This window comes from Nocardiopsis akebiae (assembly GCF_018316795.1).
GTDB lineage: Bacteria > Actinomycetota > Actinomycetes > Streptosporangiales > Streptosporangiaceae > Nocardiopsis > Nocardiopsis dassonvillei.
In genome coordinates this window covers 2,349,455-2,365,731 of sequence record NZ_CP074132.1, presented here as the reverse complement: position 1 = coordinate 2,365,731, position 16,277 = coordinate 2,349,455, and the positions used below count along the sequence as shown (strand labels likewise).

Below are 16,277 nucleotides of genomic sequence, written 5' to 3'. Positions count from 1 at the left end.
GCGGGGTGATCCGACCGGTTATTCCCAGCGAGGTCGCGCGCGCGGCCGGGCACCCCGGACACGGGTGCTCGGTCGACAGAACGCGGCGCGATCGATCGCCGGGCCGGAACCCGCTCGGGCGGTACCCGGCAGGTGGGAGGATCATCTCCGCTTGCGGCTCCGGTGTGGGACACACCGGACCAAGTCGATACCTCATCGTACCAGTGCCCGAGGCCGGTTCGTCCCACCCTGGCGGACGACCCCCCGACCGCGCTCAGGCGGAGACGGAGCGGCGGGCCAGCTCGGCCTCACCGGCCGCGCGCATGGCCTCCACGGGCACGTCGCCCGCACCGGTCATCAGGCGGACCTGCTCGACGGCCTGGTGCAGGAGCATGGGGAAGCCGCCGACCACGCGGCCGCCGCGCGCGGCTACGGCCGCCGCGGCGCGGGTGGGCCAGGGCGAGTAGACGACGTCGAACAGGTCGGCGCGCGAGGCGGCGAGCAGGTCGGCGTGGAGGTCGGCCGCGCCCGAGGGCAGGGAGGACACGACCAGGTCCACGTCCAGGTGCTCGTCCACCTCGGCGAGCGGGGCCACCTCCAGCGGGTGGCCCGTGCGGCGGGCCGCGGCGACCACCTGACCGGCCCTGGCCGGATCGCGGGCCAGCACGGTGACCGGCGCGGTCAGGCCGAGCAGGCGCAGCGCGACGAGGGCGGAGGCCGCCGTGGCCCCGGCGCCCAGGACGACCGCGCTGCGGGGGGCGTCGGCCCCGGCCTCGGCCAGCGCCGCGGTGATCCCGGCGACGTCGGTGTTGTGGGCGTGCCACTCCCGCCCGCGGCGGACCAGGGTGTTGGCGCCTCCCGCCTGGAGGGCCAGGTCGGAGACCGTGTCGGCCAGTTCCAGGGCGCGGCGCTTGAGCGGCATGGTCAGGGACAGCCCGGCCCACTCCCCGCCGAGTCCGGCGAGGAAGGGCGCGAGCTCCTCCTCACCGCACTCGTGCAGGCCGTAGGACCACTCGTCCAGGCCCATCGCCGCGTAGGCGGCGGTGTGCAGCACCGGTGAGAGCGAGTGGGCCACCGGCGAGCCCAGGACGGCGGCGCGCACCGGTCCCATGTCAGCGTCTCCCTACCATTCGGCCTGGTTCTCGGCCACCATCTGGTTGTGCTCCTCCAGAGTGGTGGAGAAGCCGGTATGGCCGTTCTCGGGGTCGACGAGCGCGAAGTAGAGGTAGTCCTCGTCGGCCGGTGCCAGGGCCGCCTCGATGGCGTCCAACCCGGGGGCCACGAACGGCCCGGCGGGCAGTCCGGTCATGCCGTATGTGCTGTAGCCGCGCGGGTCGGCCTCGCAGGAGGCGCGCTGCTCGTTGTCGAGGAAGGTGCCCTCCTCGCCCAGCACGTAGAAGCACGTGCTGTCCATCTGGAGCTGCATGCCCTCCTCCAGGCGGTTGTGCACGACCGCTGAGATGAGGGGCATGTCCTCCTTGGTGCCGGTCTCGGCCTGGACGATGGCCGCGATCGCCATGACCTCGTTGGCGTCGTAGCCCAGCGCCTCGGCCCTGCCCTCCAGGTCGATCTCCTCGGCGACCTGGTTGTGCTGGGTGACCATCGTCTTGAGCACCGAGAGCGCGTCGGAGCCCGGGTCGAACCGGTAGGTGGACGGGAACAGGTAGCCCTCGGGCCCCTCGGTGGCGTAGTCGGGCAGGCCGAGTTCGTCCGTCTGGGCGTAGGCCGCGTCCAGATCCTCCACGCTCAGGTCGGTGGCCTCGGAGATCCTCTCGAAGATGCCGTCGGTGCGCAGTCCCTCGGGGATGGTGACGCGCCCGCCGACACGGCTGGCCGGGTCGAGCAGGGCGGCCACGGCGGCCTCTCCGCTCATGCCCTGGGCCAGGGAGTAGGTGCCGGGGGCCAGCCCGGAGCCGAGCTCCTCCTCGGGGACGGCGTCCAGCGCGTTGAGGAACGCGCGGGAGCTGGCCACGACCCCGGCGTCGGCGAGGTTCTCGCCCACGACCGAGCCCGCGTCGCCCTGCTCGATGACGAACACGGTCTCGCCGCTGCCCTGGCCGTCGAAGTCGGCGGGCAGGACGTAGGTGCGGATGACGGCGTAGCCGCCGCCCGCCACGACCAGGAGCAGGACCAGGGCGAGCACGATCGTCAGGGCCCGGCTCCTGCGGCGGCGCTTCCTGCCGCCCTTGCCCGCGTTGGCGCGAGCCCTCTTGAGCTCTTTGGCCTTCTTGCGGCTGCTGCGACCGCCCCCGTAGGCCTCGGCGATGTCGGCGAGGTTGGGCTCCTCGTACTCGTCCTCCTCCTCGGGCTCCTCCTCAGGCTCCTCTCGGCGGCCGCGCCTGCGGCGGCCTCCGCGCCGACCGCCGTCGTCGGCCGCGGACGCGCGGCGGGAGCGGCGGGGACGGGGTTCGGGTTCCTCCTCGGGGGCCTCCTCGGCGAAGGACTCGGCGGGCTCCTCCTCGGGCTCCTCGTCCTCCTGCGGGGCCTCCTCCTCCACGGGGGCGCCGCGCCTGCGGCGTCCTCCGCGGCGGCGGCCCCCCCGGTCCTCCTCCGCCTGCCTGCGGCGGGAGCGGCGCGAACGCGGCCCGGGGTCCTCCTGCGGCTCCTCGTCGAAGTCCTGGGCCTCGAACGCGCCGGAGTCGGGCTCCGGGGACGCGGCGAAGGCGTCGGTGCCGGGGAAGGCGCCGCTGTCGGCGGGGGCGTCGGAGCGCTCGTCCCACGCGTCGCGGTCGGCGCGCGCGCGGCGGCTGCGACGGCCGCGGGGCTCCTCGTCGACCGCGGCGAACGCGCCGGTGTCGGCGGAGCCGCTGACGCCGGGGAAGGTCCCGGAGTCGAAGGCGCCGCTGTCCTCGGGGGCGTCGTCCAGGAAGCCGCCGGTGGGCTCGTCGTCGCGTCGGCCGCGCCTGCGGCGCACGCGACGGCCGCGGGGCTCCTCCTCGGGGGCGGAGCCGCGGCGGGGGCCTCGTCGGCCGGGGCGCCGCGCCTGCGGCGCCCGCCGCCGCGGCGGGGCTCCTCGGGCTGGGGTTCGGGCTCGGGTTCGGGTTCGGGTTCGGGTCCGGGGCGGGCGCGGCGACCGCGGCGGGGCGGCTCGTCCTCCCCGGAGGGCGCGGCCGCGGGGCCATGGGCGGGCCGGGCGGGTGCGGCGGCCTCGCCCAGGTTGGCCAGGGCGGCCAGGGCGTCCTGGGTCGGATCGCCCGCCGGACCGGTCTCACGTGAGCGCGCGGGACCCTGGGAGCGGGGCGGCGCGGGTTCCTGGGGCCGGGGCGCCTCCTGGGCCCGACGGCGGGGGGCGCTGGAGCGGGCGGCTCGTCCGCCGCGCAGGGCGTCGGCCGCGCCGCCGCGCCGGGCGGGACCCGAGGGGCCTGCAGGGCCTTCCGCGGGCGGCTCGGCGCGGTGGCGGCGCCCGGAGGGCTGTCCTTCGGGGCCCAGCGGGTCGTACCCGCCGCCGCGGGACGCGTTCCGGGGCGGGCGGAACCCACCCGTGCCGGACTCCTCGTTCCAGTCCGCCGGTTCGGGGCGCGCCCTGCGGCCGCGCGAGGGCGGCTGCGCGGGCGGGGGGCCGCTGAGCGGGTCGTGGTCGTAACCGCGCTCACGGTCGGCTCGCCCACGATAGGGAGTGTCGGGGTAGTCATCCCTGTCGTTCATCATTCTCCCTGGCTGGAGCGGACGATCTCGCCCGGGGGATGGCCTGTTGACCGTTCCTGGTCCAAGGCGCTCTGGAGGAGCACGGTGGCGGCGGCCTGGTCGATGACCGACCTGCGGGCCCGCCCGCCCCTGGCTCCCTTGGCGGCGAAGGAGGCGCCGGAGAGCAGCTGGCTCTGAGCGGTCACCGTGGTGAGGCGTTCGTCGACCAGACGGACGGGGACGGGGTGCAGGAGAGCGGCGAGCGTGCGCGCGAACTCCCTCGCGGAGCGGGCCGCCGGGCCCTCCTCCCCCGAGAGCGAGGCGGGGTAGCCCACCACGACCTCCCGTGCCTGCCTTTCCAGGACCAGCAGGGCGATGCGCTGCGTGTCGCCCTTTCCCCTCCGGACGGTCTCGACCGGGCTGGCGAGCATGCCGCTGGGGTCGCTCGCGGCGACTCCGATGCGTGCGTTGCCGGGGTCGACGGCCAGGCGCACACCGTGCCTCACGAGGACCTCTTCCCGGAACCGGAAGCGGTGCTCGGGCGGGCCGTGCCGTTGCGGACACGGCACCGCGGCTGGGAAATCCTCAACACGGTGGTCCTGTTCGTCAGCTGGATCGCGGGAATCTCCGCACTGACAGCCGTGTGATCGGCTGTGACGCGCCACAGTATGCCCGATTCGATGACAGCGCGCAGCCTCAACGGTGTTGGGCGCCGTGCGGGGCCGCGGGCCGCGTCGGCCGCCTCGTACGGGGCGGTTCCGGCGGGGTCCGGGTCGGACGCGCTCCGTCAGAGTGTAAAACACCCGGGAGCCGCCGCTGCGCGGGCGAACGCCGAGGCGGCGCCCGGAAACCGGCCCCGGGTCGGTCCCCCCGCAGGTGGCGGCGGGTCCGGGCCCCGTGGGGACCAGCGTGCCCGGGCGCCGTGGAATCCTCCACATAGTCACGCTTGGTTATGCTACATATTCATTTCGTGTCCATGCGGGGTTCGGCTGGCGCGCCTGGGAAACAGCCGACTCCGGTGGTCCTCGTCACGCCCGCGCACACGCGGCGGGCGTGCGCGGCACAGGTACCGCGCACGCCCTCCGGAACCGTCGGTCTACCCCCTGGCGACGCGCTCCTCGACGGCGCGCAGGGCCTCGTCCACCTTGCTGGCGTCGCTTCCGCCGCCCTGGGCGATGTCGGGCTTGCCGCCGCCACCGCCGCCGAGCGCGCGGGCCGCGATGCCCACCAGCTCGCCCGCCTTGATCCCGGCCTTCTGCGCGGCCTTGTTGGTCGCGATCACCACGACCGGGCGGTCCTTGGGCACGGCGGTCATCGCCACGACCGCGGGCTCGTCCTCGCCGAGGCGGTCGCGCACGTCCAGCACCAGCTTGCGCAGGTCGTCACCGCTGGCGCCCTCCGGCGCCGGGGCGGCCACGACCAGCGCGGCGCCGTGGCGGCGGGCGCCCTCGGCGATCGAACCGGCCGCCTGGAGCACCTGGGCGGCGCGCAGCTTCTCGATCTCCCGCTCGGCGGCGCGCAGCCGGGAGACCATGGAGTCGATGCGCTCGGGCAGTTCCTCGCGCGGGGTCTTGAGCTGCTCGGACAGCTGCCCGACCAGCGTCGACTCCTTGGACAGGCGCCGGAAGGCGTCCACGCCCACCGCCGCCTCCACGCGGCGCACGCCCGAGCCGATGGAGGACTCGCCGAGCAGCTTGACGATGCCCAGCCGCGCGGTGGAGGGCACGTGGGTTCCGCCGCACAGCTCGACGGAGTAGTCGCTCATCTCCACGACGCGTACGCGGTCGCCGTACTTCTCGCCGAACATGGCCATGGCGCCCATCTTCAGCGCCTCGTCCAGGCTCTTCTCCTCGGTCTGGACCGGGATGTCGCCCGCCAGGACGGTGTTGACCTCCTCCTCGACCTCGGCCAGGCGCTCGCCGCCCAGCGCGCTGTCGGCGGTGAAGTCGAAGCGCAGCTGGCCGGGGCGGTTCTCCGAACCGGCCTGGCCGGCGGACGGGCCCAGCGCGTTGCGCAGCGCCGAGTGGATGAGGTGGGTCGCCGAGTGCGAGCGCTCGATGGCGTGGCGGCGGCCGGTGTCGATGCCCGCGTGCACGGTGTCGTCCAGGACGACCTCCCCGGAGCGGACGGTGCCGCGGTGCACGAACAGGCCGGGCAGCGGCTTCTGCACGTCCTCCACGTCCACCACGCCGCGGCCGTCCACGGTCAGCGTGCCGGTGTCGGCGAGCTGGCCGCCGCTCTCGGCGTAGAACGGGGTGCTGTCCAGGACGATCTCGACCTTGTCCCCCGCGCGGGCCGCGGGCGCCGAGACGCCGTCCACGACGATGCCCTTGACGCGCGACTCGCTCTCGGACTCGGTGTAGCCGAGGAAGTCGGTCTCCCCCGCGCCCTCCAGCATCCGCGCGTACAGGGAGATGTCGGCGTTGCCGAGCTTCTTGGACCTGGCGTCGGCCTTGGCGGTGTCCTTCTGGCGCTGCATGAGCTCGCGGAAGGAGGACTCGTCCACGGACAGCCCCTGCTCGGCCGCCATCTCCAGGGTGAGGTCGATGGGGAAGCCGTAGGTGTCGTGGAGCTGGAAGGCGTCCGACCCGGAGAAGACGGTGCCGCCCCCGGCGCGCGTGCGCTCGGCGGCGCGGCCGAACAGCGCGGTGCCCGCGCGCAGGGTCTCGGCGAAGTTGCGCTCCTCGGTGTCGATCACACCGTGGATGACGTCGGCCCGGTCCAGCAGGTCGGGGTAGATGTCCTTCATCGCGTCGATGCTGACCTCGGTCAGCTCGTGCAGGAAGGCGGTGTCGGTGCCCGACAGCAGGCGCAGGTTGCGGATGGAGCGGCGCAGGATGCGGCGCAGGACGTACCCGGCCTTCTCGTTGCCGGGCCGCACGCCGTCGCCGACGAGCATGACGGCGCTGCGCACGTGGTCGGCGACCACGCGGAGCATGACGTCCTGCTCCTGGCCGTCCCCGTAGCGGGTGCCGGTGAGCTCGGCGGCGCGGTGCAGGACGCGGCCGATGATGTCGGTCTCGTAGATGTTGTCGACGCCCTGCAGGACCGCCGCGAGGCGCTCCAGGCCCAGGCCGGTGTCGATGTTCTTCTTGGGCAGCTCCCCGAGGATGGGGTACTCCTTGCCGCTGCCCTCACCCCGTTCGTACTGCATGAAGACGAGGTTCCAGATCTCGATGTAGCGGTCCTCGTCGGCCTCGGGGCCGCCGTCGACGCCGTACTCGGGACCGCGGTCGTAGAAGATCTCGGAGCAGGGGCCGCAGGGACCGGGCACGCCCATGTCCCAGTAGTTCTCCTCCTTGCCCATGCGCTGGATGCGCTCGGGCCGCACGCCCACCTTGTCGCGCCAGATCGCCTCGGCCTCGTCGTCGTCGAGGTAGACGGTGACCCACAGCTTCTCGGGGTCGATGCCGAAGCCGCCCTCGTCCACGGGCGTGGTGACCAGCTCCCAGGCCAGCGGGATCGCCCGCTCCTTGAAGTAGTCGCCGAAGGAGAAGTTGCCCAGCATCTGGAAGAACGTGGCGTGCCGGGAGGTCTTGCCGACCTCCTCGATGTCCTTGGTGCGGATGCACTTCTGCACGCTGGTGGCGGTGTCGTGGGGGGGCGTGCGCTGACCCAGGAAGTAGGGCTTGAAGGGAACCATGCCTGCGGGCACCAGCAGCAGCGTGGGGTCCTCGGCGATGAGGCTTGCCGAGGGCACGACGGTGTGTCCGTTCTTCTCGAAGAAACTGAGGAAGCGGCGCGCGATCTCTGCCGTCTCCATTGATGCCCTCCTGCTGCTCGGCTCCGCCGCCCTGGGCGACGTGGCTGTCCCTGCCGGGACCGTGGTCACGCGTGGTCGGTAGGCGCCCATCGTAGAGGGAACCGCGCTACCGGCGCGCGTGGTTTGCGGGTGGCCGCCGGGGCCGTCCCGATCAGGACAACGGCGGCGGTCAGGTTGTTCCCAGGCTATCGCCGCCGACCACCGCCGGGCCCCGTCGCCCACAGGCGCTCGCGGCGCAGCGGCGGCCGCGCGGGGGCGGGCTCTAGCCGGACCCGGGCAGCCCGCGTTCGTCGGCCCCTGGCAGGGACCGGCCCCCCTTTCGCGGGGCGTACCGGCGCAGGAGTTCCTCCTCCTGCTCGCGCACGGCGTCGGCGAGGTCCTCGTTGAGTTCGCGCAGGGCGCCACGGTACTCGCTGACCTGGCCCTCCACCCGCTCGGCGATACCGCCCGGGGTCAGGGAGCGCCGGGCGCGGTGGACGCGGTGGACCGCGTAGCCGCCGATGGCGGCTCCCGCGGCGAGGTAGAACAGTCTGCCGATCACCGGTTCGCCTTCCTCCTGCGGGTGCGCACGACCGCCAGGGCCCTGCGCTGACCGAGGACGCGGCGCACCCCGTAGGACAGCGAGGCCGCCTTCACCAGCGGGCCGGTGAGCACCGAGCGGGTCAGCGCGGTCATCGTGGAGACGTCCTCGGAACTGGCCTGCACGTTGGCGGTGATCTCCTCGACCCGTTCCAGCGAGGTGTTGGTGCGCTCCACCGTGGACGCGACGTCGTCCAGCAGGGGCGGGGTGCGGTCCCCCAGTTCCGACACGACCTTGGTCGCCTCGTTGATGAGCTTGATGAGCTTGACGAGCGCCACGCACATGAACGTGGCCAGCACCGCCCAGACCACCGCGGCGACGAGCGCGGCGACCTCTCCTCCGGTAAGCATGCGGGCTCCGTGGACAGATAGAGGGTGACTTCGAGGGTGTGCGGCGGCCCCTCGGGCACGCGCCGGGACCGGGGGCCGGGGGACGCCGGCGACCGCGCCGGGCCGGGCCGGGCACCGCGGACGGGCGTTCCCCGGCTCGGCGGATACTCCCCTTATGGTCCGCGCGGGACGGGCCGGTTTCGGCCGACCCTATCGCGTCCCGCCTCCGGGCGGGCGAGGGCGCCACGGCGCGTCCGAACCCTCCGCGGGACGGCCGCTCCGGGCCACGGGGATCGACGCTGCGCCCGTCCTGGGGGACAATCGGTCGCAAGCCCGGTCCTTCCGAAAAGCTGACTACGATGTGCGGACACTCAGCCGCCCCTCGGCCCCAGAAGCATCGACAGGACGCTCATGAGCCCTCGTTCTCCCCGAGAGATCTCCGTACTGGTACCGCCGGACCTGGCCCCCCTCTATCCGGACGACCCATCGCGGATCGGTCCCTACCTCGTCCTCGGACGGCTGGGACAGGGGGGCAGCGGCACCGTCTACGCGGCCGTGGACACCGCCTCCGCTAGCGCGGGCGACCGCCTGGTGGCAGTGAAGGTCCTCACATCCGCCGAACTGGAGTCCGCTGACGCCTACCCCGCGCTGGAGCGGCGGCTGCGGGCCCTGTCCAACGTCGACTCCGCGCGCGTGGTCGTCCCGACGGCCTTCGACAGCGACGCCAACCCCCCGTGGCTGTCCATGCCCTACATGGCGGGCGAACGGCTGTCCCACTTCGTCACCAAGCGCGGCGGGCTGGGCACCGGCAAGCTCATCGCGCTGGCCACCGGCCTGGCCGAGGGGCTGTCCGCGCTGCACGCGCGCGGCGTGGCGCACGGATCGCTGCGCCCCAGCGAGATCCTGCTGGAGTCGCACGGCCCGCACATCATGGAGTGCGCGGTCGTGGCCTCCCCCGAGCGCATGCGCGGGGCGGGGGCGACCTGGCTGAGCCCCGAGCGCTTCGGCGGCGGGGCGGCCACGCCCGCCGCCGACGTGTTCGCCTGGGGCGCCGTGGTCGCCTTCGCCGGGACCGGGCGCCTGCCCTTCGGCCCCGGGGAGCCCGAGGAGATCGCCGAGCGCGCCGCGCGGGGCTCCTTCGACCTGACCGGTCTGGCCAAGGGGCTGCAGCCGGTGGTCGGGCGCTCCCTGGACCCCGACCCGGACGGCCGCCCCAGCCTGCGCGAGGTGATCGGCGCGGTCATCGCGGTGTGGCAGGCGCAGAACGCCGCGGAGGGCGGCGGGGCCTCCCCCGTCGGAGGCGCGTCCGCCGCACCGGACCGCGACGAGCTGGCGCGCATCCTGGAGCGCGAGTGGCACGCCGTGGAGCCCCCCGCGCGGGTGCCCGAGGTGATCCGGCTGGAGGGGCGCATGTCCAACCGGCGCCCCGCACGGGCCGTGTTCCTGGCCGCGAGCGCGGTGCTCGCGCTGGCGCTGGTCGGCGGCGGCGTGTGGGGCGTCTCGCGGCTGCTCGCCCCCGAGCAGGGGGACGCCCTGGTCGCGGGCGCCGCCGGTGAGGGGTCCGCGTCGCCGAGCCCCGTCGCCGAGGAGGACCCGCTGACCCTGGTGGTGCGGTTCGACCCCGCCGAGCAGGAGTCCCCCGAGACGGGGCCGTGGGTCTACACCCCCGTCGACCGCGAGGACGAGCCGGTCCGCGGCCGGGGCGTCCCCAGCCACGCGGCCTGGGCCGAGCAGTGGGACGCGGCCGGGGAGCCTGGCGAGGCCGTCGTCGCCCCCGACGCCGAGGTGCTCTGCGCCAAGTTCTGCGCCGCGCCCGAGCACCTGTTCATCGACGAGGAGGGCCGCGGCACCTGGGAGCTGACCGGGAGCGACTTCGTCGACTACCTGTCGTGGGGCCCGGTGGTCATCGTGGAGGTGACCTTCGCCGAACCCGCCGGGGAGGGGGGCGAGGGGCCCCGCGAGATCGTGCGGGTGACGGAGCTGTTCACCGACTGACCTCAGCGGAGCGGGCGCCCGTCCCCTGGTTCCCCTTCCGGGGGCGTGCGGCGGCCGGGCGCCGTCCGCGGCACGCGCGCCGGTACCGCGGGCCGCTCCCCGGCGTTCAGCCGCGCTGGCCGCCGCCCCGCAGGACCTCCTTGATGCGCTGGAGGACCTCGCCGAAGCGCCGTTCGGCGCCGTGCTGGGTGGGCCGGTAGTACTCGCGGTCGGCGAGCTCGTCGGGGGCGTGCCGCTGGGGGGCGACGCCGCCGGGGAAGTCGTGGGCGTAGCGGTAGCCCTTGCCGTGGCCGAGTTCGGCGGCGCCCCGGTAGTGGCCGTCGCGCAGGTGGGCTGGGACGGGGCCGGCCAGGCCCGCGCGCACGTCGGCCGCGGCGGCGTCGATGGCCGAGACGACCGCGTTGGACTTGGGGGCCAGGCTGATGTGGATGACGGCCTGGGCGAGGTTGATGCGGGCCTCGGGCATGCCGATGAGCTCCACGGCCTGGGCGGCGGCCACGGCGGTCTGCAGGGCGGTGGGGTCGGCCATGCCGACGTCCTCGCTGGCGTGCACGACCACGCGGCGGGCGATGAAGCGGGGGTCCTCACCCGCCTCGATCATGCGGGCGAGGTAGTGCAGGGCGGCGTCGGGGTCGGAGCCGCGCATGCTCTTGATGAAGGCGCTGACGACGTCGTAGTGCTGGTCGCCGGAGCGGTCGTAGCGCACGGCGTGCCGGTCCACGGCGCGTTCGACGTGTTCGGCCGTGATGGTGACCGGTTCCGCGCCGGGAGCGCCCGCGACGAGCGCGGCGGCCTCCAGGTAGGTCAGGGAGCGGCGGCCGTCGCCGCCCGCGAGGCGCACGAGGTGGTCCGCGCCCTCGTCGGAGAGCGTGTAGCGCCGGTCGAGCCCGCGCTCGTCGGCCAGCGCCCGGTCCACCAGGGCTCGCACGTCGGCGTCCTCCAGCGACTCCAGGGACAGCAGGAGCGAACGCGACAGCAGGGGGCTGACCACGGAGAAGAAGGGGTTCTCGGTGGTGGCGCCGATGAAGCTGACCCAGCGGTTCTCCACGGCGGGCAGCAGCGCGTCCTGCTGGGTCTTGTTGAAGCGGTGGACCTCGTCCACGAAGAGCAGGGTGCGGGTGCCGTGCATGCCCATGCGGCGCCGGGCGTCGTCGATGACGGCTCGCACGTCCTTGACCCCCGCGTTGACGGCGGACAGCTCCACGAAGCGGCGCTTGGTGACGCGGCTGACCACGGTGGCCAGGGTGGTCTTGCCGGTGCCGGGCGGGCCCCAAAGGAACACGGACATGGGCGCGTCGTCCTCGACCAGGCGGCGCAGCGGGCTGCCCTCCCCGAGCAGGTGGCGCTGGCCCACGACCTCGTCGAGGGTGCGGGGGCGCATGCGCACGGCGAGCGGTTCCTGGCCCCTGGCGGCCTCCGCGCCGGCGTCGTCGAAGAGCGTGTCGGACACCTGTCCAGGGTAGGCCGCCGAGGGCACCGGTCAGGTCGTCGTCGCCACGGCGGCGCGGTCCCGCGCGGGCTCGGCGGAGGGGATCATGCGGGTGATGAGCAGGGCGATGTCGTCGCCGCGCCCGGCCGGGGCCATCTCGGCGATGACGTGTGCGGCGGCCTCGGGGTTCTCGTGGTGCTCGGAGAGCGCCGCGCCGACCCTGGCCAGCCCCTGCCCCATGGGCACCTCGGAACTCTCCACGAGTCCGTCGGAGCACAGCAGCAGGGCGGTGCCGGGCGGGAGCATGCGCGTGGTGACGGTGTACTCGGGGTCGGGGAGCACGCCCAGCGGCGGGCCGGTCTCGGGCTCCCAGAGCTCGTAGCCGTCGCGGGTGGCCAGGACCACCGGCGGCTGTCCGGCCCAGGCCGCCTGCATGACGCCGCTCTCGCGGTCCACGACGAGGTAGCCGCAGGTGGCGAAGACGATCTCGCCGGTCTCGCTGAGCAGGCGGTTGGTCTCGCCCAGGACGACGCCGGGGTCGGACTGGTTGGTGGCGTAGGCGCGGAAGGCCACGCGGATCTGGCCCATGGCGGCCGCCGCCTCGACGCCGTGCCCCTGGACGTCGCCGACCAGGAGGCCGACCTTGTTCTCGGGGAGTTCGATGACGTCGTAGAAGTCGCCGCAGATGCGCCAGTCGGCGCGGGAGGGCAGGTACTTGGTGGCGATGTCCATGTCGGGGAAGCTGGCCACCTGGCGGGGCAGCATGCGGCGCTGGACCGCGTCGGCCAGTTCCAGTTCGGCCTGTTGCGCCTTGATGCGCTGGAGGGCCTGCCCGGCGAGTCCGGCGAAGGTGAGCATGAGGGCCCGCTCGTCGCGGCTGGCGTGGTGGGGGCGGTCCCAGACCATCTGCCACACGCCCAGGGCGACCTTGCCGTCGCCGAAGATGGGCACGGTGGCCCAGGCCTGGCCGCGCACCTGGCGCATGAGTTCGACGGCGGCCGGGAAGCGGCTGATGATCTCGGCGCGGCTCTCGAAGAACCGGGGCTGGCGGTCCTGGATGACCGCGCCCATGGGGAAGTCGGTGTCGTCGGCGCGGCGGCCGTCTATGCGGTCGATGTTGCTGGTGGCGCTCTTGGCGTGGGCGCTGGGCGAGCTGCGCAGCAGTCCGTTCTCGACGTAGAGGGCGACGGCCTGGACTCCGCCGAAGATGGGCAGGAACTCCTCGCTGAGCAGGTCCATGACCTTGTCGACGGTGGTGGCCGAGACGAGTTTGGAGGACAGCTCGGTGACCAGGCGGCCGTGCTCGGCCTCGGTGCGGCGGCGGTCGGCGAGGCGGCGCACGAGCTGGACGTGCTCGGTGACGTCGTCGACGATGCCCACGAGGCGGTCGGGGTCGCCGGGCACGTAGCGGGCGCGCACGTGCAGGGAGCGCTCGTCGCCGAGGCGGTCGAAGACGCGGAAGCGCTGCTCGTAGTCGCGTCCGGCGAAGGAGGCGGAGATGGCGTCGCGCACGCGGGCGATGTCGTCGGGGTGGACGCGCTCCAGGATGCGTTCGAGTTCTCGGTCGTTCCCGGCCAGCAGCGCGCCGAGCGGGGTGGGGCCGAACATCTCGCGCAGGCGTCCGCTGACCGGGTCCAGGCTCCACAGCACGGAGTCGGAGTTGTCGGTGCGCAGCTCGCCGATCACGCGCAGGTCGGCCTCCTCGGTGGAGAGCACGTGCAGCAGGACGACCGCGCGGGCGCCCTCCGGCCCGTCCCCGGGCAGGGGGCGCAGCTCGGCCTCCACCAGGTGGGCGGCCTTGTCGGCGATGTTCAGGCGCAGGCGGGACCGTCGGCCCCAGCGCCCGGCGAGGGCCTCGTCGTGGGCGCGGGCGCCGCGCTGGGCGTCGTCACCGTCGAGGAGGTCGAACCAGGCCCCTCCGGCGAGATCGGAGGCGTCGCGGCCGAAGAGTTCGGTGAAGGCCAGGTTGGCGTGCACGATCGCGCCGTCGGCCAGGGCGAGCGCCATGGGCTCGGGGGCGTGGGAGAACGCCTCCGCGAGAGCGCTCTCGGAACCATCGCCTGAAGCGCGTTTTCCGTTCACGTATGACTCATCCTCATGTCGTCTCGGACGTCACACCCGCGCGCGCAGGCGCGGTCACCCTTGAAACGTTCCGACCGGCTCATTCTAGTGTCCGGGGCTGGGCCGGATCTGGTGCCGGAACGGGGGCAGGGCCGACGCACGCGTCGTCCGGCGTCCGTGTGACCTGGCTGGACGCGGACCCGCGTACTCCATCGGCGCGACGGGAGGGCCGCCGATTCCGCACCCGGGGTCGCACCCGAGCGACCACAGGATGGAAATCGTTACGCCCGTGTGACTCAACAGCGCAGAATGCACTCCGCCACCACTTCCGCCCGTGATCGGGGGTGTCCCCGTGAGGTCCGTGTCCACTCCACAACACGTTCTCATCGCGGCTCGGAAGGGGTGATTCGCCCTCAACGGTAGGGGATGACGGCTGTCCGCGCATCCGTACCGGGGTACCGAGTCCGCGTCCGGCCACGCGGGCACCCCTCCATGACGCCCGATAACCGACCGTTTTCGCCGAGTGACCGAATGAGACAGGTTCAAAATGTGATGAATTCGGGCATCCGGCGGGGGCCGCGAAATTCTTCGGTCCCGGGGCGGCCGGAAGGCGGGTCCGCGGTCCGCGGCACCTCCCCCGGTACACGAGTCGGGGGCGGCGCGCGCCGTGCGCGCACCGCCCCCGACGGGACCGGCGGCCCTCCTACTTGCGCTTCTCCCGCTCCTCGGCCTCGGGGTCGGCGTCCACCCCGGCCTCGGACCGCTGCTCAGCGGTGATCGGCGTGGGCGCGCCCGTCAGCGGGTCGCCGCCCGATGCGGTCTTGGGGAAGGCGATGACCTCGCGGATGGTCGGCTGACCGGCCAGCAGCATGACGATGCGGTCCCAGCCCACGGCCAGGCCGCCGTGCGGCGGCGGGCCGAACTTGAACGCCTCCAGCAGGAAGCCGAACTTCGACTCGGCCTCGGCCTTGCTCAGACCGATGACGTCGAAGATCCGCTGCTGCATCTCGGCCCGGTGGATACGGATGGAGCCCGAGACCAGCTCGTAGCCGTTGAGCACCAGGTCGAAGGCGCGGGAGTCGGTGCTGCCCGGGTGGTCCTGGAAGTCGGCCTCGTCCTGCACCGCCGGGGCGGTGAAGGGGTGGTGCACCGGCTTCCAGGAGCCCTCCTCGTCGGCCTCCTCGAACAGGGGCATGTCGGTGATCCACAGGATCTCCCATCGGGAGGTGTCGATCAGGTCGCAGCGCCTGCCGATCTCCAGACGGGCCGCGCCCAGCAGCTCCTGGCTCGCGGTCCGGGCGCCCGCGGCGAAGAACACCGCGTCGCCCGGCGCGGCGCCGACCTGGGCGGCCAGGCCCTCGCGCTCGGCCTCGGAGAGGTTCTTGGCCACCGGGCCGCCCAGGGAGCCGTCCTCCTGGACGAGCACGTAGGCCAGGCCCTTCGCGCCGCGCGAACGCGCCCACTCCTGCCAGGCGTCCAGCTCCTTGCGGGTCTGGGAGGCGCCGCCCGGCATGACCACGGCACCCACGTAGGGGGCCTTGAAGACCCGGAAGGGGGTGTCGGCGAAGTAGGCGGTGACCTCGACCAGCTCCTGGCCGAATCGCAGGTCGGGCTTGTCGGAGCCGAAGCGGTCCATGGCCTCGGCGTAGCGCATGCGCGGGAAGCTCGCGGGCAGCTCGACCCCGCGCACCTCGCGCAGCAGGCGGGTGAACAGCTTCTCGCCGACGGCGAAGAGGTCCTCCTCGTCGACGAAGCTCATCTCCAGGTCGATCTGGGTGAACTCGGGCTGGCGGTCCGCGCGCAGGTCCTCGTCGCGGAAGCAGCGGGTGAGCTGGTAGTAGCGCTCCATGCCGCCGACCATGAGCAGCTGCTTGAACAGCTGCGGGGACTGCGGCAGCGCGTACCAGTGGCCCGGCTGGAGGCGGACCGGCACGAGGAAGTCGCGGGCGCCCTCGGGCGTGGAGCGGGTCATGTAGGGGGTCTCCACGTAGGTGAACCCCAGGTCGCGCATGACCTCGTGGGCGACGTAGGTCGCCTTTGAGCGCAGGCGCAGGTTGTCGGCCATCTCCTGGCGGCGGATGTCCAGGTAGCGGTAGCGCAGCCGGGTCTCCTCGGCCACGTCGGCGGCGCTGTCGAGCTGGAAGGGCAGCGGCGCGGCCTCGCTGAGCACCTCGATCTCGTCGGCGACGACCTCGACGGCGCCGGTGGGGATCTCGGGGTTCTCGTTGCCCTCGGGGCGGACCCGGACCGAGCCGGTGACCTTGATGCAGTACTCGGCGCGCAGGTCGTGGGCGAGGTCGTCCTCGCGGACGACGACCTGGACCACCCCGGAGGCCTCGCGCAGGTCGAGGAAGACCACCCCGCCGTGGTCGCGGCGGCGTGCCACCCACCCGGCGAGGACGACGGTCGCGCCTGCGTGCTCGGCGCGCAACGCACCTGCCTCATGCGTGCGTATCAACGGACTACTCCTTCAGCGTCTCTGTTCGTGTCAAGTGTGCCCGACCTGCGCTCGGGTGC

The 16,277-nt window shown here is 73.6% G+C and carries 11 protein-coding genes; 2 read left to right on the top strand and 9 right to left on the bottom strand.

Annotated elements, in window-relative coordinates; genetic code table 11:
- Nucleotides 1-253: 253 nt before the first annotated feature.
- The 3 genes from KGD83_RS10215 to ruvX form a co-directional block, all read right to left on the bottom strand.
- Nucleotides 254-1,090, bottom strand: coding sequence for a shikimate dehydrogenase (locus KGD83_RS10215; RefSeq protein ID WP_212643555.1), 837 nt, complete (start codon nt 1,088-1,090; stop codon nt 254-256).
- A gap of 12 nt (nt 1,091-1,102) precedes the next feature.
- Complete coding sequence (gene mltG, locus KGD83_RS10210) at nt 1,103-2,893, bottom strand: endolytic transglycosylase MltG (protein ID WP_249352260.1); 1,791 nt, start codon at nt 2,891-2,893, stop codon at nt 1,103-1,105.
- Nucleotides 2,894-3,623: 730 nt separating this feature from the next.
- Nucleotides 3,624-4,109, bottom strand: coding sequence for a Holliday junction resolvase RuvX (gene ruvX / locus KGD83_RS10205; protein ID WP_047869664.1), 486 nt, complete (start codon nt 4,107-4,109; stop codon nt 3,624-3,626).
- On the opposite strand from ruvX, the gene KGD83_RS10200 reads away from it, so the two are divergent.
- Nucleotides 4,101-4,250, top strand: coding sequence for a hypothetical protein (locus tag KGD83_RS10200; RefSeq protein WP_212643554.1), 150 nt, complete (start codon nt 4,101-4,103; stop codon nt 4,248-4,250). The two genes, ruvX and KGD83_RS10200, sit on opposite strands and share 9 nt — an antisense overlap.
- A 449-nt stretch (nt 4,251-4,699) precedes the next feature.
- Here the strand turns inward: KGD83_RS10200 and alaS are convergent, their stop codons facing one another.
- From alaS to KGD83_RS10185, 3 genes are all read right to left on the bottom strand, one after another.
- The gene (alaS, locus tag KGD83_RS10195) at nt 4,700-7,366 is read right to left on the bottom strand and encodes an alanine--tRNA ligase (protein ID WP_212643553.1); all 2,667 of its coding nucleotides are present in this window, start codon (nt 7,364-7,366) and stop codon (nt 4,700-4,702) included.
- 262 nt (nt 7,367-7,628) lie between these two features.
- Nucleotides 7,629-7,907, bottom strand: coding sequence for a hypothetical protein (locus tag KGD83_RS10190; protein ID WP_212643552.1), 279 nt, complete (start codon nt 7,905-7,907; stop codon nt 7,629-7,631).
- Nucleotides 7,904-8,296, bottom strand: coding sequence for a DUF948 domain-containing protein (locus tag KGD83_RS10185; protein WP_013154102.1), 393 nt, complete (start codon nt 8,294-8,296; stop codon nt 7,904-7,906). The genes KGD83_RS10190 and KGD83_RS10185 overlap by 4 nt, the downstream gene beginning before the upstream one ends.
- A 390-nt stretch (nt 8,297-8,686) precedes the next feature.
- Here KGD83_RS10185 and KGD83_RS10180 point away from each other — a divergent pair, with 390 nt between their 5' ends.
- Nucleotides 8,687-10,270 carry a serine/threonine protein kinase gene (locus KGD83_RS10180; RefSeq protein ID WP_212643551.1) on the top strand — a complete coding sequence of 528 codons (1,584 nt, stop codon included), beginning with the start codon at nt 8,687-8,689 and terminating at the stop codon, nt 10,268-10,270.
- A 106-nt stretch (nt 10,271-10,376) separates the two neighbouring features.
- Here KGD83_RS10180 and KGD83_RS10175 read toward each other — a convergent pair whose 3' ends face one another.
- The 3 genes from KGD83_RS10175 to aspS all read right to left on the bottom strand — a co-directional run bounded on the left by KGD83_RS10175 (nt 10,377) and on the right by aspS (nt 16,218).
- Nucleotides 10,377-11,720 carry a replication-associated recombination protein A gene (locus KGD83_RS10175; protein ID WP_212643550.1) on the bottom strand — a complete coding sequence of 448 codons (1,344 nt, stop codon included), beginning with the start codon at nt 11,718-11,720 and terminating at the stop codon, nt 10,377-10,379.
- Nucleotides 11,721-11,750: 30 nt separating this feature from the next.
- Nucleotides 11,751-13,781: a SpoIIE family protein phosphatase gene (locus KGD83_RS10170; protein ID WP_212643549.1), complete on the bottom strand. Its 2,031-nt coding sequence runs from the start codon at nt 13,779-13,781 to the stop codon at nt 11,751-11,753.
- 682 nt (nt 13,782-14,463) lie between these two features.
- Nucleotides 14,464-16,218 carry an aspartate--tRNA ligase gene (aspS, locus tag KGD83_RS10165; protein ID WP_212643548.1) on the bottom strand — a complete coding sequence of 585 codons (1,755 nt, stop codon included), beginning with the start codon at nt 16,216-16,218 and terminating at the stop codon, nt 14,464-14,466.
- Nucleotides 16,219-16,277: the final 59 nt, after the last annotated feature.